Origin of the sequence: Agrilactobacillus fermenti (genome assembly GCF_021030645.1) — a bacterium.
Lineage (GTDB): Bacteria > Bacillota > Bacilli > Lactobacillales > Lactobacillaceae > Agrilactobacillus > Agrilactobacillus fermenti.
In genome coordinates this window covers 1-24052 of record NZ_JACGCJ010000033.1, presented here as the reverse complement: position 1 = coordinate 24052, position 24052 = coordinate 1, and the positions used below count along the sequence as shown (strand labels likewise).

21 protein-coding genes are annotated in these 24052 nt (G+C 39.2%); 1 reads left to right on the top strand and 20 read right to left on the bottom strand.

Annotated features, from left to right (window positions below; translation table 11 throughout):
* Positions 1 to 187: 187 nt before the first annotated feature.
* From phoU to FHQ08_RS10805, 16 genes are all read right to left on the bottom strand, one after another.
* Complete coding sequence (gene phoU, locus FHQ08_RS10880) at positions 188 to 862, bottom strand: phosphate signaling complex protein PhoU (RefSeq protein ID WP_230914441.1); 675 nt, start codon at positions 860 to 862, stop codon at positions 188 to 190.
* A gap of 12 nt (positions 863 to 874) precedes the next feature.
* Positions 875 to 1642: a phosphate ABC transporter ATP-binding protein PstB gene (gene pstB, locus FHQ08_RS10875; RefSeq protein WP_230914440.1), complete on the bottom strand. Its 768-nt coding sequence runs from the start codon at positions 1640 to 1642 to the stop codon at positions 875 to 877.
* A 13-nt stretch (positions 1643 to 1655) separates the two neighbouring features.
* The gene (gene pstB / locus FHQ08_RS10870) at positions 1656 to 2465 is read right to left on the bottom strand and encodes a phosphate ABC transporter ATP-binding protein PstB (protein ID WP_230914439.1); all 810 of its coding nucleotides are present in this window, start codon (positions 2463 to 2465) and stop codon (positions 1656 to 1658) included.
* Positions 2466 to 2503: 38 nt separating this feature from the next.
* On the bottom strand, positions 2504 to 3391 hold the full coding sequence (gene pstA, locus FHQ08_RS10865; RefSeq protein ID WP_230914438.1) for a phosphate ABC transporter permease PstA: 888 nt from the start codon (positions 3389 to 3391) through the stop codon (positions 2504 to 2506).
* A 2-nt stretch (positions 3392 to 3393) separates the two neighbouring features.
* Positions 3394 to 4314, bottom strand: a complete 921-nt coding sequence (gene pstC / locus FHQ08_RS10860; protein ID WP_230914437.1) for a phosphate ABC transporter permease subunit PstC — start codon at positions 4312 to 4314, stop codon at positions 3394 to 3396.
* Positions 4315 to 4328: 14 nt separating this feature from the next.
* A complete protein-coding gene (locus tag FHQ08_RS10855) occupies positions 4329 to 5195 on the bottom strand; it encodes a phosphate ABC transporter substrate-binding protein PstS family protein (RefSeq protein WP_230914436.1) in 867 nt (288 codons plus the stop codon).
* An 83-nt stretch (positions 5196 to 5278) separates the two neighbouring features.
* Complete coding sequence (gene pnpS / locus FHQ08_RS10850; protein WP_230914435.1) at positions 5279 to 6946, bottom strand: two-component system histidine kinase PnpS; 1668 nt, start codon at positions 6944 to 6946, stop codon at positions 5279 to 5281.
* Positions 6939 to 7649, bottom strand: a complete 711-nt coding sequence (locus tag FHQ08_RS10845) for a response regulator transcription factor (protein ID WP_230914434.1) — start codon at positions 7647 to 7649, stop codon at positions 6939 to 6941. The genes pnpS and FHQ08_RS10845 overlap by 8 nt, the downstream gene beginning before the upstream one ends.
* Positions 7642 to 8814 carry a PDZ domain-containing protein gene (locus tag FHQ08_RS13225; RefSeq protein WP_230914433.1) on the bottom strand — a complete coding sequence of 391 codons (1173 nt, stop codon included), beginning with the start codon at positions 8812 to 8814 and terminating at the stop codon, positions 7642 to 7644. The genes FHQ08_RS10845 and FHQ08_RS13225 overlap by 8 nt, the downstream gene beginning before the upstream one ends.
* A 120-nt stretch (positions 8815 to 8934) precedes the next feature.
* A complete protein-coding gene (gene ftsX, locus FHQ08_RS10835) occupies positions 8935 to 9822 on the bottom strand; it encodes a permease-like cell division protein FtsX (protein WP_230914432.1) in 888 nt (295 codons plus the stop codon).
* A complete protein-coding gene (gene ftsE / locus FHQ08_RS10830) occupies positions 9785 to 10495 on the bottom strand; it encodes a cell division ATP-binding protein FtsE (protein ID WP_230914431.1) in 711 nt (236 codons plus the stop codon). The genes ftsX and ftsE overlap by 38 nt, the downstream gene beginning before the upstream one ends.
* A 13-nt stretch (positions 10496 to 10508) precedes the next feature.
* A protein-coding gene (gene prfB, locus FHQ08_RS10825; RefSeq protein ID WP_230914430.1) for a peptide chain release factor 2 occupies positions 10509 to 11625 on the bottom strand; the annotation gives its coding sequence in 2 pieces (ribosomal slippage) (positions 10509 to 11552 and positions 11554 to 11625; 1116 coding nt in all).
* A gap of 130 nt (positions 11626 to 11755) precedes the next feature.
* Entirely contained in the window at positions 11756 to 14122 is a 2367-nt protein-coding gene (secA, locus tag FHQ08_RS10820; RefSeq protein ID WP_230914429.1) for a preprotein translocase subunit SecA, read from the bottom strand.
* Positions 14123 to 14483: 361 nt separating this feature from the next.
* Complete coding sequence (gene hpf, locus FHQ08_RS10815; RefSeq protein WP_230914428.1) at positions 14484 to 15056, bottom strand: ribosome hibernation-promoting factor, HPF/YfiA family; 573 nt, start codon at positions 15054 to 15056, stop codon at positions 14484 to 14486.
* 126 nt (positions 15057 to 15182) lie between these two features.
* Positions 15183 to 15872 carry a ComF family protein gene (locus tag FHQ08_RS10810; RefSeq protein WP_230914427.1) on the bottom strand — a complete coding sequence of 230 codons (690 nt, stop codon included), beginning with the start codon at positions 15870 to 15872 and terminating at the stop codon, positions 15183 to 15185.
* The gene (locus tag FHQ08_RS10805; protein WP_230914426.1) at positions 15869 to 17191 is read right to left on the bottom strand and encodes a DEAD/DEAH box helicase; all 1323 of its coding nucleotides are present in this window, start codon (positions 17189 to 17191) and stop codon (positions 15869 to 15871) included. Before FHQ08_RS10805 ends, FHQ08_RS10810 begins: the two co-directional genes overlap by 4 nt.
* Before the next feature lie 55 nt (positions 17192 to 17246).
* On the opposite strand from FHQ08_RS10805, the gene FHQ08_RS10800 reads away from it, so the two are divergent.
* The gene (locus tag FHQ08_RS10800) at positions 17247 to 17897 is read left to right on the top strand and encodes a YigZ family protein (protein WP_230914425.1); all 651 of its coding nucleotides are present in this window, start codon (positions 17247 to 17249) and stop codon (positions 17895 to 17897) included.
* A 55-nt stretch (positions 17898 to 17952) separates the two neighbouring features.
* On the opposite strand, the gene FHQ08_RS10795 is transcribed toward FHQ08_RS10800, so the two are convergent.
* From FHQ08_RS10795 to FHQ08_RS10780, 4 genes are all read right to left on the bottom strand, one after another.
* Positions 17953 to 19110 (bottom strand): glycosyltransferase family 4 protein, encoded by a 1158-nt coding sequence (locus FHQ08_RS10795; RefSeq protein WP_230914442.1) that lies wholly within the window; start codon positions 19108 to 19110, stop codon positions 17953 to 17955.
* Between the two features lie 166 nt (positions 19111 to 19276).
* On the bottom strand, positions 19277 to 20839 hold the full coding sequence (gene rny, locus FHQ08_RS10790) for a ribonuclease Y (RefSeq protein ID WP_230914424.1): 1563 nt from the start codon (positions 20837 to 20839) through the stop codon (positions 19277 to 19279).
* Positions 20840 to 21358: 519 nt separating this feature from the next.
* Positions 21359 to 22531 (bottom strand): recombinase RecA, encoded by a 1173-nt coding sequence (gene recA, locus FHQ08_RS10785; RefSeq protein WP_230914423.1) that lies wholly within the window; start codon positions 22529 to 22531, stop codon positions 21359 to 21361.
* 101 nt (positions 22532 to 22632) lie between these two features.
* A complete protein-coding gene (locus FHQ08_RS10780) occupies positions 22633 to 23874 on the bottom strand; it encodes a competence/damage-inducible protein A (RefSeq protein ID WP_230914422.1) in 1242 nt (413 codons plus the stop codon).
* Positions 23875 to 24052: the final 178 nt, after the last annotated feature.

Sequence of the window (24052 nt, the reverse complement as noted above, 5' to 3'; positions counted from 1 at the left end):
ATAACAACAAACGTCGCCAAGAAACACTTAACGGCATGACCCCCAACGAATATGGGTGCCATGCCGTTAAGGAAAGTGCATAAGCATTTTAATTATTTAGGTTGTCTACTTGACACGGAGTAGTTCCCTCTAGAGTTTTAGCCCTAGTTGCCAATCTTTTACATATCTATACTCAATATTTGACAAATCACATTGTTTCATCAACGTTAGAATTTAATTCAATGATATCGCCGGTTTTCAAATAAACGATCCACTCACAAATATTTGTAACATAGTCGCCAATACGCTCCAAATAAGAGGCAACAAAAAGATAATCCATACTGCCAACCACAGTACTTGGGTCATGCTGCATCTCAGCAATACAAGCTTTATAAATTCGATCTGAATATTCATTGATACCTGAGTCTTCATTTGCAATTTTGATCGCACGTTTTTCGTCTTCTTTAACATACGCATCGAGAACTTCTTCAACCATTTTTTTAACGGAATCTGACATTTCAGCGATATCTTTTTCAATGGCTGGCACACGGCGATTGCCCTTTACACGAATCGTTGATTTGGCAATACTAACCGCATGATCACCCATTCGTTCCAAATCAGAACTTGCTTTCATAACCGTAACAATCATACGTAAATCAGATGTTACTGGCTGTTGTAAAGCAATCATCTCAAATGAACGCTTCTCTAAATCTACTTCGCGCTTATTGACCTGACGATCGTTGTCAATAACCTCACGGGCCAAGTTTTTATCATGATCAATAAATGAACGCACCGATTTATAAATTGCTTCATTTACCATCATGCCCATTTCAGAAAAACGGACATGTAATTCATTTAATTCATCTTCAAATATTTGTCGCATGTTCATGCCCCCTTATCCAAAACGTCCAGTAATATAATCTTCAGTTTCTTTTTGTTGTGGATTCAAAAAAATCGTTTTTGTATCCGCATATTCAATTAAATGGCCTTGCAAGAAGAAGGCCGTTTTATCAGAAATCCGTGATGCTTGCTGCATGTTGTGCGTTACTAGGATAATCGTATATTGATCTTTTAATTCCAGCAACATATTTTCGATCTGCCCACTAGAAATTGGATCTAATGCACTTGTAGGTTCATCTAGTAAAATAACATCTGGCTTTACAGCCAAAACACGTGCGATACATACTCGTTGCTGCTGACCGCCGGATAAGGATAATGCACTTTCGTGTAATTTATCCTTTACTTCATCCCAGATGGCTGCCTGTTGTAAACTTGTCTCTACTGCCTCATCTAACTGACGTCGATCACGAATACCAGCTAACCGCAAACCATAAACAACATTCTCATAAATAGAAAATGGAAATGGATTTGGTTGCTGGAAAACCATCCCAATCTCTTTACGCAAGGCCACTGTATCAGTATCCGGTGCATAAATATTTTGCTGATGCAGCTTGACTGTCCCTGTAATTGTAACATTGGGAATTAAATCATTCATTCGATTTAAAGTCCGTAAAAATGTTGATTTTCCACACCCTGAAGGCCCAATCAAAGCGGTGATCTCACTCTCATTAAAATCCATTGTAATGCCCTTTAGAGCCTCATTACGGCCATAAAACAAATGAACATCATTAGATGAAATTATTTTATTAGTTTGTTCTACCATCTGCAGCCTCCTACTAACCAAAACGTCCAGAAACATAATCTTCTGTCGCTTGAATCTTTGGATTCGTAAACACGTTCGAGGTTTCGTCAAATTCCAATGCATTCCCTAAATGGAAGAATGCAGTGTAATCACTTATACGTGCCGCTTGTTGCATATTGTGCGTTACGATAATAATCGTATAATCATCCTTTAACGCCAATAATGTGTCTTCGACCGTTGATGTTGATATTGGATCTAAAGCACTTGCTGGTTCATCTAACAGTAAAATATCTGGTTTCATAGCAATGGCTCTTGCAATACATAATCGCTGCTGTTGCCCTCCGGATAATGCCAAAGCACTTTGATGTAAATCATCTTTGACTTGGTTCCATAAAGCAGCTTGTTTCAATGTTGTCTCAACCAATTCATCTAATTTGTTCTTATCTTTGAGGCCATTACGCTTTGGTGCAAATGTAATATTATCATAAATTGATTTAGAAAATGGGTTGGGTCGTTGAAACACCATACCTATATGTTTTCTCATTTCATAAACATTGATTCCGGGACCATTTATATCTAACCCCCGATACATGATTTTGCCAGTAACCTTTGTACCATCAATATTGTCATTCATCCGATTCAAGCTGCGCAAATATGTGGACTTACCTGACCCAGAAGCCCCAATTAATGCCGTAATTTTGAACCGCTCAAAAGCTAATGAAACGCCATGAATTGCTTCCGAACTACCATATGAAACATGCAGGTCATCCGTATAGATTGCTAATTCATGTTTATTTGGATCTAATGCTTTGATGTACTTGTCATCAGCTGTATAATTCTTCATCATGAGACTCCTTTAATATACATCAATCATGCTAATATTCATTGCCCGCCAGTCATACGCCGGTATACGCGCGCGCTAATGTACCGTGCACCAAAATTAAATAGCAATACCGCGATGATCAATACCGCTGATGCCCCTGCTGATACTTGGCTAGCATCTGGCATAATCCCTTCAGAATTAATTTTCCAAATATGCACCGCTAATGTTTCGGCAGGACGTAAGGGATTTAACGGACTAGCAATATAAAACGGGTTCCAATTGGCAAAATCAAGTGGTGGCGCACTCTGTCCAGCTGTATAAATCAAAGCAGCGGCTTCACCGAAAACACGCCCAGCACCTAAAATCATCCCCGTTACAATACCAGGTAAAGCCTCAGGAATCACAACACGTAGAACCGTCTCCCATTTAGAAAGACCTAGTGCTAACCCCGCTTCTCGCTGTGATTCAGAGATTGTATTTAATGACTCTTCAACATTTCGCGTTAACAGCGGCAAGTTAAATACGGTCAACGCCAAGGCTCCAGAAAGAATAGAAAAACCCAGACCGGCTTGAATCGAAAATACTAAGAAACCAAATAAACCGACAACGATTGATGGTAATGAACTCAAAATATCGATTGAAGATCGAATCAAACTGGTTAACCAATTTTTGCGCGCATACTCAGAGAGGTAGATACCTGCACCAATGGACAGTGGCACAGAAATCAACATTGCCAAAAATAAAAGATAAAACGAGTTGAATAATTGGACCCCTATGCCACCACCACTTTGGAAACTTTTGGCAGATGAAGTCAAAAAATGCCAACTAACATGTGGTAACCCATTCACCAAAATATAAATCAATAAGAAAGCAAGAATCAAAATCATGATACCCGCAATGAAATATAAGACGCCGGTAGCAACTTTATCCCATTTCTTTGAGTTCATGTTTATAACTCTCCTTTCTTAGCAATACGATTAATAATTAAATTAAAAATTAGAGACATCAACAGTAATAGCAGTGCTAGGGACCACAAAGCATTGTTAGACACGGAACCCATAACGGTATTACCCATCCCCATTGTCAAGACACTAGTCAATGTTGAAGCTGGAGAAACTAAATTATGTGGCAATAAAGCCGCGTTACCAATAACCATTTGAACCGCTAAAGCCTCACCAAATGCCCGCGACATCCCAAAAATCACCGCTGTTGCTAATCCAGGTGTCGCCGAACGCAAAACAACTTTGTAAATTGTTTGCCATCTTGTGGCGCCCAAAGCTAGTGAAGCCTCACGGTAATATCGTGGCACTGCCCTTAACGCATCAACTGACATCGACGTCACTGTGGGTAAAATCATAACAAATAATACAAAAGTACCTGCTAAAATACCAAACCCCGTGCCACCAAAAGTATGCCGAACAAAGGGCACAACAACTGATAAGCCAATAAAACCATAGACTACAGACGGAATACCTACAAGTAATTCAGTCACCGGCTGCAAAATCTTGTAACCTTTAGTTGGAGATATTTCAGTCATAAAAATTGCTGTCGCAATTGCGAATGGTGTCGCAATAATTGCAGATAACAGTGTCACAGCAAAAGACCCAATAATCATCGGGAAGGCACCCGCCTGAGGATTGCCATGACTATCTGTGCTGCCTGGATTCCAAACCGTTTTAGAAAGAAAATCCCAAACATTAACTTTATTACTAAAAAAAGTAGCTAATCCCTTTGAAGCAACAAAGTAAAAAATAGATACTACTACTAAGATGATGATTGCCGTACAAAATAGACTGATCAGTTTACCTCGTCGCTCGCTTCGCGTTGCTCGTGATTTTTTTAATAAACTCTCTTTAATTTGATCATGCATCACTAGCCCCTCCTTTACTTTGTTGGAACCTTTAGCTCATCCTGCAAAGTTCGGTGGACTTGCATATTGCTAATAGGAATATAGCCTAGTTTCCCGACAACCCGCTTTTGAACATCATCACTCAACATATAACTGATAAAATCTTTGGTCAGTCCAGTAGGCGTCCCACGAGTATACATATGTTCATACGCCCAAATTTGCCACTTGCCTTGTTCCACATTTTTATTTGTTGGTTTTACTTGATCGACGGCAATCGTTTTGATTGAGTCATCAACATATGCAAAAGCCATATAACTGATAGCTCCCGGTGTACTGGCAACAATCTGGCGTACCATCCCGGTAGAATCTTGTTCTTGTGCTTGTAAGGCACCTCGGCCTTTTAATCCCCACCGTTCAAACGTAACACGTGTTCCAGAACCTTGAGCACGATTGATCACAACAATTGGCTGGTTCGGACCGCCAACTTGGTTCCAATTGGTTACTTGACCTGTAAAAATAGCAATCAATTGCTTGGTGCTTAAATTATCAACTTTTAATGACTTATTAATTACGGGTGTGATACCAACAACGGCAACCTTATGATCACGCAATTTATTTGCAGCGATTCCTTTTTTTTGCTCAGCATATAAATCGGAATTACCTATATCAACAGCGCCTTCTTGAATTTGACTTAACCCAGTGCCAGTCCCACCACCTTGAACATTAATAAAGTTACCCTTATGTCCATGTGTGTATTCTTCTGCAACTGCTTCAACAAGTGGCTGTAGTGCTGAAGATCCAACCGCGGTTATTGAACGCCCTTGGTTTGATGTTAAATTGCAAGCTGTCAGAGGCACGATTAATAAAAGTACGCCCAGTAGCAGCACAATTTTCTTTTTCAAAATGTTTACCTCCGTTAACCAATCTGTTAATTATAAAACGGTAATGTAAATATTTACTTATTAGAATGTAAAAATATTGTAAATTAAGCCTTTGGCAGTTTGACACTGATCGTTGTTCCCACACCATACTGGCTTGAAATACTGACATTGCCACCATGATTTTCAACAATCTCTTTAACAATGGCTAGACCTAACCCAGTCCCACCATTATTATAAGACCTTGCTTTATCAACGCGGTAGAAACGCTCAAAAATTCGATCTTGCTCATCTTCTTTTAAACCAATACCAGTATCAGCTACTGAAATATGAATATCATCTGTTCCTGAGGCAAAGTTAACCGCAATTTTACCTTTCTGTTTATTGTAAAAAATGGCATTGCTAATTAAATTCTTCATGATTTGGTCGAATTGGGTTGGATCCATAGCTAAGGTAATATCATCAGGACCATTTAAATCTACTTGCAATTCACGAGATTTAATTGCTGGTTTTAATTCGGAAACGATATGGCTGACAGAATCTTTAACATTAATTTCAGTTCGCTTATCTGGTGCATCTTCATCTAATCTTGATAGTTCAAGAATATCTTGAATCAATTGATTTAAACGAACACTCTCACTGTAGATAATTTTTAAAAAGTCTGCTTGATCTTTAGGGTCTGCATCTGGCTTATTCAGCAAAGTTTCCGCAAAACCGCGAATGGCTGTAACTGGCGTCTTTAATTCATGACTGACATTTCCAACAAAGTCTAACTGCATTTGCTCAATGCGCCGAATATCCGTTAAGTCGTAAAGCAGTACTAAAATTTGCGGCCGTGGACCTTCTTGACCCAGCTGAATGACATTTGCATCGACATAACGTGGTCGTTGTTGCACCAACTGGATTTCGCCATGGTGATTCTTGTTATCACGAATCGTATGCTCAATCATTTGTGACAGTCGATAAGTTTTAACATCATCAATAAATGGATGAGGTAGTGGTTCATCTTCAATCTCAAGTAACCCCCGCATAGATTGATTCAGCAAAACGACGTTGCCGTCTTCATCTAATAGCATCACGCCCAAAGGCAAGTTATCAATCAATCGTTTGAAGGTTTCATTCCTTAATGCGATTTTATCATTCAGATGACTCACATCTTCATCTAATTTATTCACTTCAGATGATAATGGATACAACACGTCAGCAACATCTAAAATCAAAGGTTCAGGTGCGTCTCGATGCCGAATTCGGTGAACATTGCTGACTAATGTATCCAAATCTTGACGTAATTTACGGCTACGTTGGTGACCCCAAGCCAGTAAACTAGCAATAGTCACAAAGTAAAGAACGGTTAAAAGCCAAAATGTAGTTGGCACTAAGCGCCAAATATTATTTTTGGGTACAAAAAGTACCGTTGGCATCGTCTGTCGACCGTAATAAGCATAAGCTAAATAAGTTTTATTATTGATCGTCTGCTTTGAAAATGGATGGCTTTTAGAAACCAAATTGTGGCTCACTAAATCTCGCGCCGTATTTTGCAAATCAGAGCCTTGGCGCAAAGGGTGATCGATTACCGTTAAATCGACGTTACCGATCCATTGCTGTAAAGTATCTGGATCTCGAGCAACTAAATGATAATTTTTGGCCTCTTGCTGCAAGTAATTCTTTTGTTGGTTTTCAATAATATTGTTTGTCACAAAAATAACGAGTAAATAAAAAATAATTGCCATCAATATCAGTAACGCTGTTTTAAATAACGACGTACGCCTAATCATTGTTTACCTCCAATTTATACCCGAATCCGCGAACAGTTTTCAGAAAATGTGGTCGTTTAGGGTCAGCTTCGACTTTATCACGCAGATGACTGATTTGTATATCCACCATCCGTGATTCTGCAGCATAATCAAAGCCCCACACACCATCTAACAATGACTCCCGACTCAAAACACGTCCAGGACGCTGCATGAAATACTGCAAAAGTTGGAACTCTTTAGGTGTCAACCGTAAATCTTTACCATTTTTAGTCGCAATCATCTGTTCAAGGTCTAAAACTAGCGGTCCGACCTTAATGGTATCTTGAGACATTGCCGTTTCAGTCTGCTCTTGCGGCGTTTGAATCAAACGTCTTTTAATTGCCTTGATTCGAGCAATGATTTCTCTAGGACTAAAGGGTTTAGTAACGTAATCATCAGCCCCTAGTTCCAAACCAACGATTTTATCCGTCTCGTTATCTTTAGCTGTCAAAATCATAATCGGCGTTCGAATCTTATCGATCCGCAAACGGCGTGTCACCTCTAGCCCATCTAATTTAGGTAACATTAGATCCAAAATAATAAAATCAAATGGTTCACTCATGGCTAATGTTAATGCCGCTGCACCATCAAATGCAGTTGTCACACGATAACCTTCTTGTTCCAAATTATATTGTAATAACTTAACAATTGCGGGTTCATCGTCCACAACAAGGATCTTATCCATGGGATATCTTGTCTCCTTCGGTTGTAAATAATTCATCTGGAAATGTAAATAAGCCTAACTCATGCGGTGAATCTTTATAAATTGCCGTTTCTGCTAATTTAATATCACCGGTTTGTGTTTTAACTCGAAATTTGACAAAAGTTGGTTTTGCTTGGATTTGGGCATATAAATCAGCCTCTGAACGTACAGCCTGATCGTTTGCTTCCAAGATAACATCTCCAATTTCTAAACCCGATTTCTCCGCGGGAGTCCCTTTCTGGATCGCAACAACACGCAATCCTTCAGGCATCTCTAATAAAGTGGATTGACCTCGCCTTAGGAAATAACAGCGATAAGTCCAAATGAGAATTGCAAAAACAACGCCCGCAACGGCAAAAATCCGATCCAACTGACTCAAACGATCAACCAACGCCAATACTAAAAAAACAATAGCACTAGTCACATAAATTGGCCTCAGTCGTTTCAATTCAATAGGTAAACGCTGGCGTAACTGCAAACTCAAACCAACAACTAACGGTAAAATCATTATTGTAAACATATGGTCGCCTAACTTAAAAATCGGCCAGAAACCAAATAAGTCATGAAACCTTGTACCTGGTACAGTCACAAGTAGAGGGGCAACATTTAAAGTTCGTACCCGATAAAAGACTTCGCGAACGCCTCGCTTAGAAACTCTAATTTTTGGATCTACTGGTAAGTCCTCTATACGTGACAAAAGCCAAACCAAAATCAAACTTACTAATGCTGCGAGATATAATCCAGAAGCCGTGCTATGACCTTGTACTGGATTTCTAATAGGAAAGAACGGTAAAATATCGTGTCCAAAAGCAGAAAAAACTTGAGCTAATAAAGTAGATACACTTATTAAAATAAGACTATCAAACCCTAGACTAAACGCTAATATGCTGGCCAGAGCAATAATGATATACCAATTTACCCAAGCAGCCGTCATAAAAATACCTAATACGAGTGACGCAATTGATGCAAAAACACCAACAAGCAAACTATTTTCTAAAAACTGAACTGTTTCTGTCAAATTAGCATCAATAGCGATCGAAAATTGGCGACGCTCACGATTGATCCGTAAATTGCTAATTAATAAAATTGTTAGACATCCGACAATCGTTACCGGATTTAAAAAATAAAAAAGAATTGCATTTAACACATTTTTTACCCCACTTTAACAATAAAACTAGTATACCATGCAAAAGGTTTTCTTTATAAAGTCTTTGTAAATTACATGTATAATTTATGTAAAAAATCAAAATAAAAAAGCCTAGTATTTCTAGACTTTTAAAAATCGGCGCATTGAAACTATTGAACCAACGCTGCCAATCAAAACACCAACTAGTACCATCAAAAGATTGATCGACCATAAAAAACTAGTCGGTGCTGCCAATGAATAACCAAACCCAGTCAAAGAGGTTCTCGTTACACCGTAAACCCAGTGATAAGCTAAATCAATCAAAATAATTGGCAAAATTGCGCCCAACAAACCAGTCCATGCGCCTTCAAGTAAAAATGGCCAACGAATATACGCCTTCGTTGCACCCACAAGACGCATAATACCAATTTCATCTTGTCGCGACAGAATCGTGATCCGAATCGTATTAGAAATCAGAAAAATAGCGACAAACAGCAACAATAACGTGAATGCGGTTGCCCAGGTTCGAATTGAGCCCATCACCTTAAATAGCTGATTGGCTTGTCGGCCACCATAACTGGCACTATCTACATATTTCAAATTGTTAGCCTGTCTAGCTACTCGAACGGTTGCCTGAGGCGTTTGGGTACTGACGATAAACACATCATTCAAAGGGTTCTCATCGCCTGAAAACATCCGAAAAGAACTACCATAATGGCCAACAACTCGTTTTAATTCATTGTTACGACTAGAATATTGTACTTTAGCAACATTGGTCATACTCTCCAGCTTAGTGCGTAGGTGTTCTTTTTGTGTTGTCGTTGTATCTCGGTCAATCAACACACGCACATGGACGTCATTTTCTATCTCAGTTGATAATTTATTAACATTCAATACCAACGCTAAGAATATACCTAGTAACAATAAAGTTACTGATACTGCACTAACGGATGCAACGGACATCCAGCCATTGCGCTTTAAACTTTTAAAACTATCGATGATATGGCGTTTGGAGGTATACAGCCGCATTTTTATATGCTCCTTTTGATTCATCACGTCTAAGTCGGCCATCCACAATTTCCACAACGCGCTGTGGCCGCTGATCCACGATCTCATTATTGTGAGTTGCCATGATCACAGTGGTATTCTGCTGATTGATGTGTTCAAAAATTTTAATAATCTCCAGTGAAGTTGTCGGATCTAAATTGCCAGTTGGTTCATCAGCAATGACCACACTGGGCCGATTAACGATTGCTCGGGCGATTGCGACGCGCTGTTGTTCACCGCCAGATAATTCATCAGGAAATCGTCGACTTTTACTAGACAAACCAACCATGCTTAAAACATCCATAACCCGACTTCTGATTAAACGGGGATTCTTTTCTGTAACTTCCATTGCATAGGCAACATTTTCATAGGCTGTCAATCTAGGTAACAACTTAAAATCTTGAAAAACAATACCTAGCTCTCGACGCAAAAAAGGAATCTGCCGCGCCTTTAATCGAGTCAAATCAAACTTATTAATACGTATCCGACCCTTGGTAGGCAACATTTGTCGATATAGCAATTTAATCAAAGTTGACTTACCGGCACCACTCGGCCCGACGACATAAACAAACTCCCCTTGTTGGATCGTTAAATTGATATTATCTAATGCATAATTACGACCGTATTTTTTACTAACATGCATCAATTGGATCATGAAAGGCCTCCAGTTAATCTGGGTTTTGCTGTTTCAAATGCCACTGTAAATAAGCGTAAATAAAGGGATCCAAATCGCCGTCCATCACCGCTTGACCATTTCCAGTCTCATAGTCAGTTCGATGATCTTTGACCATTGTATATGGATGAAAGACATAAGAACGAATTTGAGAACCCCAACCAATATCCAGTTGTTCACCTTTAATTGCGGCTTCTTTTTGTTTTTGCTCTTCCAATTCTTTTTGGTAAAGTTTAGCTTTCAACATATTCATGGCTGTATCGCGGTTTTGAAATTGAGAACGTTGCGCCTGGGAACTGACGACGATGCCAGTTGGAATATGGGTCAATCGTACGGCTGAAGAAGTCTTATTGATATGCTGCCCCCCAGCACCACTGGATCGAAAGACGTCCATTTTGACATCTTCTGGTCGGATGTCAATATCAATGGATTCATCCAATTCAGGCATCACATCTACGGAAGCAAAAGAAGTATGCCGCCGTCCAGCAGCATCAAACGGTGAAATACGCACGAGTCGATGAATCCCCTTCTCTGACCGTAATAAACCGTAAGCATTGTGCCCTTTAATGATCAAAGAGACACTCTTGATGCCTGCCTCATCTCCGGCTTGATAATCTTCAGTTTCTACCGAAAAATGATGCTGCTGACCCCACCGTGTATACATTCGCAGTAACATGGCACCCCAATCCTGAGATTCGGTACCGCCAGCACCAGGATGGATTTCTAAAATAGCATTATTTTGATCGTAGGGCTCATTTAACAATAACGCTAATTCGTAAGCCTGCATATCTTGTTGTAGTTTCATCAACCCTTGATCAAATTCCTTTTGAATCTCAGGATCTGGTTCATCTTGCAACAGCTCTAAATTTACCATCAGATCATCGTATTGCGCCGATAAAGCCTTAAACTGATCTAATTTTGATTTAGAAATATTGTTCTCATCAATCAATTTTTGGGCGCGTTCTTGATTATCCCAGAATCCAGGTTCAGCCATTTTAGCTTCATTCAAAGCTACTGTTTCTTCTAGGCTATCTAAGTCAAAGAGACCCCCTAAATTGATTTATTTTATTAGCAATACTTTCTAAAACATGTCGTGCTTCACTAATCTCCATATTCATAAGCTCCTAACTAATTTGGTAAAGCAAAAGGAGGGATTGGTATAAAACCTAAGTTTTGTCCCAATCCCTTCTGTCGCGAACTATTCTATCTTAAAGCGTTAAACTCGAAAGTAATACTAAGATCTTATCTTCTAATATTTTGTCTAATTTCGGCCTTCATAAATAGCCGGGTAACATCCAAATCGATATCAGCAATCATTTCCTCAAACATCCGGAAACCTTCTTCCTGGTATTCAACTAATGGATTCATCTGACCATAACCACGCAAGCCAATTGATTGCCGCAATTGATCCATTGCATCAATATGATCTGTCCAATGTGCATCAACAACCCGCAAAATAACAACTTTTTCAAATTCAAGCATCTGAGCTGGATCAGACAATTGCTTAGCCTTGTCTTCAAAGTTAGCCTCAGCCATATCCTCTAACATTTTAACAAGGGCATCTGAAGTTTTGCCTTCTAATTGACTACGCTTGAAGTCTTGATCATTGGTTAATGAACTGACTACAAAATCATATAACGCATCAATGTTCCAGTCTTTTTGGTTATCCCCTTGTGTATAAAGATCTACTTGATGCGCAATCGTTCGTTTGACCATTGGCATTAAAATAGGTTTCAAATCATCATTTTCTTGAATCACTTGAAAACGTTCTTTGTAGATAACTTCACGCTGTTCCCGCATCACATCATCATATTGTAATGTCTGCTTCCGAGTATCATAGTTATTACCTTCAACCCGTTTTTGAGCAGACTCAACTTGGCGTGAAATCATGCGGCTTTGAATAACAGCGTCATCGTCAGAAATCTTCATTCGCTCTAAGAAAGCTTTGATTCGATCAGAACCAAAACGCTTCATCAAATCGTCTTCTAAAGACATATAAAAGACAGTTTCACCAGGATCGCCTTGACGTCCTGAACGACCACGCAACTGATTATCGATCCGTCGTGATTCATGCCGCTCAGTCCCAACAACAGCTAAGCCTCCAAGCTCACGAACACCAGGGCCTAACTTAATATCCGTCCCACGCCCAGCCATATTGGTTGCAATCGTAACTGCACCACGTTGACCAGCATTCATAATAATTTCCGCTTCTTTAAAGTGATTCTTTGCATTTAAGACAGCATGGGGAATACGTTCAGCATCTAATAAATGCGATAACCGCTCGGAAGACTCTACGGCAACCGTTCCCACTAATACCGGCTGGCCTTTGCTATGACGTGCCTTAATATCTTCAACAACAGCTTTAAACTTACTATCAATAGTTGGATAAAGTACATCTGAACGATCTACACGAATAACCGGTTTATTCGTTGGAATTGCGATACACTCCATATTATAAATTTCGCGGAATTCTTCTTCTTCGGTTTTGGCAGTACCAGTCATACCAGACAACTTATCATACATCCGGAAATAATTCTGATAAGTGATGTTAGCCATTGTTTTGGTTTCATCCTGGATTTCAACGCCTTCTTTAGCTTCAATTGCCTGATGAAGCCCATCAGAATAACGCCGACCCTCCATGACACGTCCAGTAAACTGATCAACGATCATAACTTCACCGTCTTGAACCACATAGTCAATATCATGTAGCATGATAAAGTTCGCACGTAATGCCTGATCTAAATGGTGCGTCAAAGCCATGTTTTCGGTGTCATATAAATTGTCCAAACCAAAGTTCTTTTCAGCTTTTTTGATACCTTGCTCTGTTAAACTAATCGTTTTGGTTGGCCAATCAATTTTATAATCTTCATCTTCTTTTAATGTCTTGGCAAAACGATCTGTCCGAATATATAGAGCTGTTGATTTCTCAGCACCACCGGAAATAATCAATGGGGTTCTAGCCTCATCGATCAAAATCGAGTCAACTTCATCGACAATCGCAAAATGCAGTGGTCTTTGTACCATTTGTTCTTTATAAACCACCATGTTATCCCGCAAATAGTCAAAACCCAATTCACTATTCGTTGAATAAGTAATGTCGCAATTATAAGCAGCGCGCTTCTCTTCAGAACTCTTGGAATTTAGGTTCAGGCCAACTGATAGACCTAACCAATTATAGAGTTCGCCCATCTCTGTAGCATCCCGAGAAGACAAGTATTCATTGACCGTGACAACATGGACGCCCTTGCCATCCAACGCATTCAAATAAACAGGCATCGTCGCAGTCAAAGTTTTACCTTCACCAGTTTTCATTTCTGCGATATTGCCTTCGTGTAACGTAATACCACCAATAATCTGAACACGGAAAGGGAATAGACCTAACACACGTTTAGCGCCCTCACGACAGGTTGCAAATGCTTCTGGTAAAATATCATCTAATGTTTCGCCATTTTTTAGTCGTTCTTTAAATTCAGGTGTTTTCGCTTTTAATTCATCATCAGATAATTTAGCGTATTCATCTTCATAGCTGATGACCTTTGCAGCAATTTTATCCATGCGGTTGACTTCGCGTTTATCATTCTCAACCCAGGATTTTAAAAAGTTTGCCATTAAATAGTTCCCTTCTCACTTCAACGTAAGTATATATACTTCAATGTTTACCGAATCTATTAAATTTTAGCATATTGCTACATAAAATCAAATAACTAAAGTCTGATTTTAATTTAATCAACAAAAACGCAAATATTTTAATTTACGTATCATAATAATGTACGTAAAAAATTGGAAATATCATTAGGACAGGTCAGTACTAATTAACGTGACGACAGTTTTAAGAACCAAACGATTCTGCCACTTGCAAGTCAATAAGTGGTCAAACAAAAAGATCTGTTGCCTGAAGCTACCATAAGCTTCGCCAACAGATCTAAATTTATTGTATTTTAGTGTAAATAATTAACGTCTAATGCTTTGGTTATTCATCCGTTTCAATTAAGCCATAACGGCCATCACGACGACGATATACAATGCTAGTTCCATTTGTTTCTGCATCTTCAAAGATGAAGAAGTTGTGGCCTAACATGTCCATTTGTAAAATGGCTTCTTCAGAATCCATAGGTTTAAGTGAAACACGTTTTGTCCGCACAACTTCTAGTTCATCTGTTTTGTCAGCTTGATCATTCTTTGGCGCATCCAAGACACCATTATCGGGACCAGTTAAATCGAAATTTTTAATACCTTTTTCTCTGGACTTACGATTAATTTTTGTCTTGTATTTGCGAATTTGACGTTCAAGTTTGTCAGTAACTAAATCAACACTGGCATATAGGTCTGGAGAAGTTTCCTCCGCACGTAGAACTAAAAATGGTAACGGAATGGTAACTTCTACTTTGGCTGTTTTATCAGGATAAACTTTTAAGTTAACGTGTGCAATTGAATTAGACACGTCCTCAAAATATTTGTTTAATTTACTGATTTTTTTCTCCACATAGTTGCGGATAGCCTCAGTTACTTCGATATTTTCACCACGAACATTGTATGATAGCATAGATGTCTCTCCTTTCAGAGATATTTATTCACCTATAAGAACAACACGTGGACCACTCACGCCCTGTTCTTATATCTAAGACAATTATAGCTAAAAGCGCTTTATTTAACAAACAATAACCAATTTTTATGCCCTAACTAAAGAAAAAGTTACGATTTTTCCTTTAAAACCTGCTTCTCGTAGGCACATTCGCGCATGGGTCAGCGTTCGCCCAGTTGTATAAATATCATCCAGTAATAAAATAGAACGCGGGTGCTTTAAGCACCGATAATCTCCAGAAAATGAATATATTTGCGGCGTTGCTAAGCGCTGCTGCCGATTTTTTTGTGCTTGCGGTTGACTACTTTGCCGCTTCTGCAATAAATCCAATGTTTCCAAGCTGGAAAACAATGCCTTAACATGATCAAAGCCTCGATTGGCTAAGCGCTGTAAGTCAGGGGGTAAGCAACAGTAAGTATCAAACTGATGATGCCTAAAAAAATCATTAATAACCGATGAAAACACTGTAGCTAAACGAAAATCTCCTCTTGCCTTATAGTCTTGAAAAAATTGTTGCATCTGATCATCATAATAAAATAACGCATGATGCCGAAAAGACTCGCCCGGATATTTTGCCTGCCAAAACTGACAATCCTGACAAACTGTCCGTTTTTCCTGATAGCGTTGACAAGAAGGGCAGGCATTTTGATGATTAATTGGTACAAAGCGATCCAGACAACTTGAACAAACCGTTGGCCGCATAATTGGCCCTAGTTTTAGAATTGTTTGCACTGATAAAGTCTGATGAAATTGAGCTGCGCATAACAAACATCTCATAATGATGTGCCAGCCTTTTGATTCATATATTTAATTTGTTTTAAACAGGCTTTCACTCGCCTTGTGTAATATTCTAATAGAAATATTACCCGACCATTGGCAAAATTGGCATCACGACCTGCCCGGCCAGCAATTTGAACCAACGATGCCGTCGTGAATATCTGATCCTCTGCATTGATCACATAAACATCAATATTGCTAAAAGTAACGCCGCGCTCTAAAATCGTCGTGGTTACCAGCACATCGGTTTGTTTTTCTCGAAATTGCTGTACTTTTACTAGACGCTGTTTGTCAGCGGCGTGTACAGTCTCAATTTGACCACTGATTTTTTGATTTAATGTCCGGGCAAAATCAGCTAATTGTTCAATGCGCGCTAAAAAAATTAATATCTGCCGATGTTGACGTCGACTAGCTTTTAATTGCGTTAGTAATTTATTAGGTAATTGCGCGCGTTTGATTTTTTGTGTTAAGTGCTGCTGAAAAATTAATTTAGGTACTGGCAACGGTCGACCGTGAAACCGCTGCGGCAGATAGCTCACACACAATTTTTTTTGGTCCCTCATTTTTAATAAATGTGCTGTCGGTGTTGCTGTTAAATAAATCAAAGCTCGTTGCCGCTTAACTGCATTTTCAACGGCAAAGTTTAGCATTCGGTCATTCACAAAAGGAAAAGCATCTACCTCATCAATGATCAACAGATCGAACGCATGATAATATCTTAGCAACTGATGCGTGGTACAAATTGTCATTTGTGTATACTGATAAGGTGTTGTAGAACGTCCATGTTGCAGTTGTATTGTCGTTGTTTGAAAAGCTTGTTGTATTCGTGGGTAAAGTTCATTACAAACATCCACTCTCGGTGAGGCCAAAGCAATCCGCAAATTTGCTTGAATTGCTTGAGCAAGCACTGGAAAAAGCATTTCTGTTTTACCAGCACCAGTTACGGCCCATAATAAGTGTGTCCTATGCTGCTCAAGACTTCGTTGCAACGTCCTAGCGACCGAATACTGAGTTGTCGTCAATTGTCCTTGCCAAGTTAATGGCTGCCGATTGGGTCTAAAAAGGTTGGGTTCAGGTAAGTGATACAAATCGTCCTGTGTTGTGAGGCGTCCTAATTGGATACAAGCACGACAATAAAAATTACCATCCGCCAACTGATCTTCGGCTGCAATATTTGAATGGCAGCGTTGACAAATCCATTGATCATGCGCATATGTAATTGCTTTTTGACGTTGTATATTCCGCGATTGTACTGATAAAATACCTAGCTGCACTAATTCATTTCTTGTTAAACGACGACCATATAATAATTCTTCCACAGTCACTCACAACCTATTTTTAGGATAAAATATATTACGCAAGGAGGCCCCAATATTGTTAAAAAGTTATTATACGATTAAAGAAAATGGCATTCATGAAATTGATATTAAAAAATCTCGCTTTATTACAAACATGGCTCGAGTTACAAATGAAGCTGCAGCAAAAACATTCATTCAAAAGATCAAAAAGGAGCATTACCAGGCTACACATAATTGCAGCGCCTTTATTATTGGCGAACAAAATGAAATTCAGCGTGCGCATGATGATGGAGAACCTTCCGGAACAGCTGGTGTCCCAATGCTTGAAAGTCTTAAACTAATGGCCTTACAAAATGTAGTTGCGGTAACGACTCGTTACTTTGGTGGCATTAAATTGGGGGCAGGTGGTTTGATTCGAGCTTATAGCAATTCTGTTTCTGAGGCGGCGCATGCTATTGGCATTGTTCGTGGAACTTTACAACGCGCCCTAAACTTTCATTTGGCTTATAATCAAATTGATTTGGTCCAAAATTACTTTGATAACAGCACGTATCAAATTGACGATATTCAATATACAACTGATATTGCAATCACAGCTTTTATTGATAGCCAAGATATTGCACAAATCAAAGCTGACCTCACTGACCTACTCAATGGACAAATACAATTCGAAGTTGGTACTGAACGCTTCCGTGAAGTCTTGGTAAACTCAAATCAGAGCCATTAAAAAAACAAGTAATCTAGACCATTTAGTACAGAATTACTTGTTTTTTACTAATTAATTACTTATCCTCAGGTAAATCTGAATGTTGCTTCTTTTCAGTAGTTTGTGCCTTAGTTGAGGTTTCTTGTTCAGGTGAATTGCGGGCCAGCTTCTTAACTGTGCGCTCAATCGCTCTAAGCAATGGTTGCCGGTTGACCCCAACCAATCCAATAGATTCCACGAATAGCTCCAATCCAATCAAAAGAAAAATCGTCAATAGGATATTACCCCATAACGAAGACAGTGGATAAAGCATAGAAATAAATGAAAATATCAACGCCAATCCATAAATGACCAGCACTGTTTGCCGGTGCGTTAGGCCCATCCCCATCAATACATGGTGTAAATGGTGCTTATCAGCCTGCGAAATCGGCTTTTTATTCAGAATACGACGCAAAATAGCATAAACCGTATCTGTTATGGGCACCCCTAAAATAATGACTGGAATCAATAATGTCACAAAGGTCACATTTTTTAAGCCCTTTAATGAAAACACTGCAATCATAAAGCCAATAAACAACGCACCAGTGTCTCCTAAAAAGATCTTAGCTGGATGAAAATTATGCGGTAGAAAGCCGAGTAAAGCCGCGACCAAAGTAAAAATCCAAATAGAAACATATACATCAGGCGTTGTTAAGAAGAAATAGCCAACAATTCCCATGGTAAATAAACCAATTATTGAAACACCTGTTGCTAAACCATCTAACCCATCGATCAAGTTAACTGCATTGGTAATTGCTAAAATCCAAAAAACTGTAATCGGCAAACTCCACCAGCCAAGATGAATCGTACCAATAACGGGTAGAACGACTTCGTTCATACGAATACCGGCCAAAAAGTAAATAATCAGCGAAGCAATCAATATACCGCTCATTTTTTGACGTGGTTTTAATTCCTTAATATCATCGATCATACCGGTCAAAACAATAACGACTTCCGCCAGAAAAACTGAAAAAAGTTCATGTGTTGGAAATTGTATCCTCAATAAAACAAATGTTGAAAAGGTAAAGGCTACAAAAATACCTAACCCACCCATCGTTGGCATTGGCTTTTTATTAACGCGCCGTGCATTGGGCTTGTCGACTGCCCCTAACACAAAAGCCATCTTACGCACAAAAGGTGTGATAATTGCAGCAATAATCATAGTCAAAACCAATTTAACGATAACGGAAAACATACTAGACATTTCAAACCAACTTTCTTTATCTAGCAATATTATACAAATAGCACGTATTCAAAACAATAGTTCAGCTATTTATCATAAAGCGTCTGTTTTTAACAACTTTAACAGTAACTTAAAGAAAAAAACTGAAACATCACTGCTTCAGTTTTTTTCTGACATACTACTTTGCATATTCAATCGTCCGTGTTTCACGAATGACTGTAATTTTCACATGTCCTGGATATTGTAATTCATTTTCAATACGGTCACGAATATCTTTAGCCAAAATAACAGTCTGATCATCAGAAACATCTTTAGGTTGAACGATAACACGTACTTCACGTCCAGCTTGAATTGCAAAACTATGATCCACACCCTTGAAACTATTCGTGATTTCTTCTAGTTTATTCAAACGATGTAAATAATTCTCCAATGATTCCGATCTTGCACCAGGTCGTGCAGCGGATATTGCATCAGCAGCAGCGACCAATACGGCAATAACACTTGATGGTTCCACATCGCCGTGATGTGAAGCAATCGTATTGATTACTGTTGCCGGTTCTTTATATTTCTTTGCAATTTCAACACCGATCTCAACATGTGAGCCATCTACTTCGTGATCTAACGCTTTACCAATATCGTGTAATAATCCAGCGCGTTTAGCTAAAGAAACATCCTCTCCAAGTTCAGCAGCTAACACACCTGCTAGTTTCGCAACTTCCATAGAGTGATTTAATACATTTTGTCCGTAACTTGTTCGGAAATTCAAGCGACCAATAATTTTGATCAGGTCTGGGTGAATTGTATGAATGCCTAAGTCAAAAACAGCTTGTTCACCAATTTCACGGATTCGACTATCCATCTCTTTACGAGACTTATCGACCATCTCTTCAATACGTGCCGGATGAATCCGACCGTCTTGAATCAATTTTTCCAAAGCCATCCGAGCAATTTCACGTCTGATTGGATCAAATCCACTCAAAACGACTGCCTCGGGCGTATCATCGATAATCAAATCAATACCAGTTAACGTCTCTAAAGTTCTGATATTTCGACCCTCTCTACCGATAATTCTCCCCTTCATGTCATCATTAGGAAGATTTACCACCGTTACAGTTGTCTCAGAAACAACGTCAGCAGCACTGCGCTGAATTGCCTCTGCAATCAAATCTTTGGCTTTGCGATCAGCCACTTCTTTGGCGTTTTGTACACTATTTTTAATCATCTGAGCACGATCATGTTCCAAGTCATCCTTGGTTTTATCCAAGATGATGTCACGCGCTTCATCTTCTGACAAATTAGCAATACGTTCCAATTCAGTTTGCTGCTTTTCAAGAGTTTTAGAAATTTCTTTTTGCTCACCATCGAGCTGTTGTCGCCTTTGATTGAGCTTTGCTTCCCTATCGTCTAAAGCCTGTTCTTTTTTATCCAATGAATCGTCTTTACGATCCAACAACTCTTCACGTTGGATCATCCGATTTTCTTGTTTTTGAACTTCAGCACGGCGTTGCTTCAATTCGTCTTCTTGTGATTGACGATATTGATGCGAAGCCTCTTTAGCTTCAAGAATGGCTTCCTTTTTTGCTGTTTCAGCTTCCTTCTTGGCAGCTGTGATAATCCCCGCAGCTGTTTGAGTTGCTTCATTCAGCTCTTTTTCATGGCCATGTTTACGAACAGCATAGCCCGTAAAAACACCAACAACCAGCATGATGATTGCGAGGATTATTAGAATCCAAAGATTCATGATTTCACCTCCGCATCATCAAAATTTACGATAATTCGAAAAATTTAAAAGATGTTTATTTTGATTATTAACACACCCATAATTCTATATTTTGGGCAATATGATGTCAACTTTATTTCAAAGTTACAGCAACATAAATATCATTGAATTGAAATAACATTTTATTTACAGCTTTATAACAAAGCCGTTTTTGCTTCAACTTTAAAAAAACCATTCGTATTTACCAGCAAGGTCCCTGCAAATCACAAAATGCGCGACTAAAAATGCATAATGATTGCGTATACGCAAAAATCATGCTAACTGGTATTTCCCTTTCACTGTGTCGTTGAATCAAGCCGTTAACCTTTGAAACGTGTTCAAGATAAAATCATGTGGACAAAAATAGGGTTGAGAACAAAACCTCACCTTGTTCTCAACCCGTTTATTATCGTAATTATTATGGATAGGCCCTATAAATTACTTAAAAATTAAAACAATTTTAGGTCTAGCAACACGCTTTAATTACTTAAAGATACAAAATTAGGCTTTAGTATCTGAAGCATCAAAAATATCAACCTCATCAGCACTAGCCTTGGCATCTGTTTTTGCATCCTTGGTTGAATTAGTAGCTTTAGCCGAATTATTCTTACCAGTATCTTTAGCGGTTGTCTTAGTTTTAGACTTATCAGATTTTTCATTAGCCTCTGCTTCATCAGCTGTCCCATCCATATCATATGCTTTACGGACTTTTTGCCTAATTTCAGCCTCTACATCAGGATGCTCTTGTAGATAAAGTTTAGCATTCTCACGCCCTTGCCCAATTCGGTCATCACCATAAGAGTACCAAGAACCGCTCTTCTTGACGATATCCTTATCAGCTGCCATATCAACTAATTCCCCTGTTCGGGAAATACCTTTACCATACATAATATCAACTTCAGCGACTTTAAATGGTGGCGCAACTTTATTTTTCACAACTTTAATTTTGGTACGATTACCAATGATATCAGAACCATTCTTGATCTGTTCAGAACGCCGAACTTCTAACCGAACGGTTGAATAAAATTTAAGGGCGCGCCCACCAGGTGTTGTTTCAGGGTTGCCAAACATTACTCCGACTTTTTCACGAATTTGATTAATAAAAATTGCAATTGTCTTTGTCTTATTGATCGTTCCTGATAGTTTACGCAAAGCTTGTGACATCAATCGAGCTTGCAAGCCAACATGGGCATCCCCCATCTCACCCTCAATTTCAGCTCGAGGAACTAGTGCAGCAACTGAATCTACAACAACAAGATCGATTGCACCGCTAGACACTAAAGCGTCTGCGATTTCCAGTCCTTGTTCACCTGTATCTGGTTGTGATAATAATAAATCGTCAATATTAACACCCAATGCCGTCGCATAAGCTGGATCCATTGCATTTTCAGCATCAATGTAAGCTGCTGTACCACCATCTTTTTGTACCTCAGCAACCGCATGCAAAGCCACCGTCGTTTTACCGGAACTTTCAGGGCCATATATCTCAATGATTCGGCCGCGAGGATAACCTCCCACGCCTAATGCTTCATCAATTGCTAACGAACCAGATGAGATCGTAGAAATTTGTGTATCTGCTTTCTCACCCATCCGCATGATGGCGCCCTTACCAAAACTCTTTTCAATCTTTTTTAATGCGGTTTCTAATGCCGCCTTACGTTCATCTTGAGCCATTTATGCCCTCCTTAGAAAGCTATCATTCATCGTTTCACTCTTTGTATCATTCTAAAGAATTACCTTTTAAAAAGCAAGGATTTTTCGAACAAATGTTCTACTTATTTTTTTAATTGCTGATAGATCATGAAAAAGCCTGCCATAGCCGCCGAGACTCGAATATCGTTTCGCTGACGCGGAAAATGAAATAACTTAACTTGAGTTGGTTGATCAGCAAATGACAAGCCAATATAAACAGTCCCAACTTTTTGGCCTTCTAACTCATCAGGACCAGCAACACCTGTGAAACCTACGCCAATTTGACTGCCAACCTGCTGTCGACTTTTTTCTGCCATTAATTTAGCTGTCATTTCACTAACAACCCCATGTTCATGCAAGATCGCCGCATCAATACCTAGCATTTTGGCTTTTTCTTCTAGAGCATAGGTCACAAATCCACCAGCAAACACTTGTGATGAAGCCGGCACTTCCGCAATCATACTTTGGAAAAGCCCACCAGTTAAGCTTTCGGCGGCTGTAATAGATAGGTCTCGACGAATTAACTCTTTTACCACAACTTGTTGTAAATTGTTATTATCACCATAGCCATAAAAATAAGCGCCAATTCGTTGCTGCACCTTAGCTTCCAACTCATCTAAATACCGTTTGGCATCACCACTATTTTTCGCCTTGGCAGTTAAACGCAAAGTTGTTTCATAATCTTTCGCATAGGTCGCTAAAGTCGGATTGCTTTGTGTGTCAATTAAATCAGCTAATTTAGTAGCAATCTGAGACTCACCAATACCGAAAAAGCGTAACACCCGAGAAACCAGAACGTGGTCTTTATGTGAAAGCTTAATTAAGATTTCCCGCAAATGGTTAAGAACCATTGGCTGAAATTCACTTGGTGGTCCTGGAAGCATGATAATCGTTTTATCGTCAATGGTGGTGACAGAACCAACGGCTAAACCATCATCGTTAGGCAAAACCTGAGCACCTTCCGGATAATATGCTTGAATCTTATTATTCTCTGTTAATTCCCGATGACTTTGCTCATAAAACCGCAGTAAATTGGTCATGGCCGTTTGATCTGGCACTAGTGGCCGGTCGATAAATTCAGCAACCGTTTGTTTTGTCAAATCATCTTCAGTGGGGCCCAACCCACCGATCGTAATAATCAAATCACTTCGACTAAAAGCTAGTTTTAAAACCGATTTTAAGCGTGCCGGATTATCCCCAACCACCGTTTGAAAATAAGTATCAATACCAATATCTGCTAGTGTCCGTGCTAAAAATTGACCATTCGTATCGTTGATCTGACCCAGTAATAATTCTGTCCCAACTGCTATGATCTCTGCTTGCAATAACATCGCCCCCATTTAATATATACGTATTCTAAGCTTAAAAAATCTGCAAATCAAAACCACCCGTCAAACGGGTGGTTTGCTCTGAGGCTATAAGCCTCTATTACCGACCAGCGCCTAAAGACGCTGGCTTTTTAGTTCAAGCCAATTTGTCCTTGCCACTTTTGCTCACCCCTTA

Coding starts and splice junctions, on each gene's coding strand:
- FHQ08_RS10795 (WP_230914442.1), bottom strand. CDS start 19,110: ATGTTTTCCGTTATCGTTAAATTGGTTTTGACTATGATTATTGCTGCA.
- pstA (WP_230914438.1), bottom strand. CDS start 3,391: ATGAACTCAAAGAAATGGGATAAAGTTGCTACCGGCGTCTTATATTTC.
- rny (WP_230914424.1), bottom strand. CDS start 20,839: ATGAATCTTTGGATTCTAATAATCCTCGCAATCATCATGCTGGTTGTT.
- pstC (WP_230914437.1), bottom strand. CDS start 4,314: ATGCATGATCAAATTAAAGAGAGTTTATTAAAAAAATCACGAGCAACG.
- secA (WP_230914429.1), bottom strand. CDS start 14,122: ATGGCAAACTTTTTAAAATCCTGGGTTGAGAATGATAAACGCGAAGTC.
- hpf (WP_230914428.1), bottom strand. CDS start 15,056: ATGCTATCATACAATGTTCGTGGTGAAAATATCGAAGTAACTGAGGCT.
- FHQ08_RS10845 (WP_230914434.1), bottom strand. CDS start 7,649: ATGGATAAGATCCTTGTTGTGGACGATGAACCCGCAATTGTTAAGTTA.
- pstB (WP_230914439.1), bottom strand. CDS start 2,465: ATGAAGAATTATACAGCTGATGACAAGTACATCAAAGCATTAGATCCA.
- recA (WP_230914423.1), bottom strand. CDS start 22,531: ATGGCTCAAGATGAACGTAAGGCGGCATTAGAAACCGCATTAAAAAAG.
- pnpS (WP_230914435.1), bottom strand. CDS start 6,946: ATGATTAGGCGTACGTCGTTATTTAAAACAGCGTTACTGATATTGATG.
- pstB (WP_230914440.1), bottom strand. CDS start 1,642: ATGGTAGAACAAACTAATAAAATAATTTCATCTAATGATGTTCATTTG.
- ftsX (WP_230914432.1), bottom strand. CDS start 9,822: ATGCGGCTGTATACCTCCAAACGCCATATCATCGATAGTTTTAAAAGT.
- ftsE (WP_230914431.1), bottom strand. CDS start 10,495: ATGATCCAATTGATGCATGTTAGTAAAAAATACGGTCGTAATTATGCA.
- FHQ08_RS10810 (WP_230914427.1), bottom strand. CDS start 15,872: ATGAGATGTTTGTTATGCGCAGCTCAATTTCATCAGACTTTATCAGTG.
- phoU (WP_230914441.1), bottom strand. CDS start 862: ATGCGACAAATATTTGAAGATGAATTAAATGAATTACATGTCCGTTTT.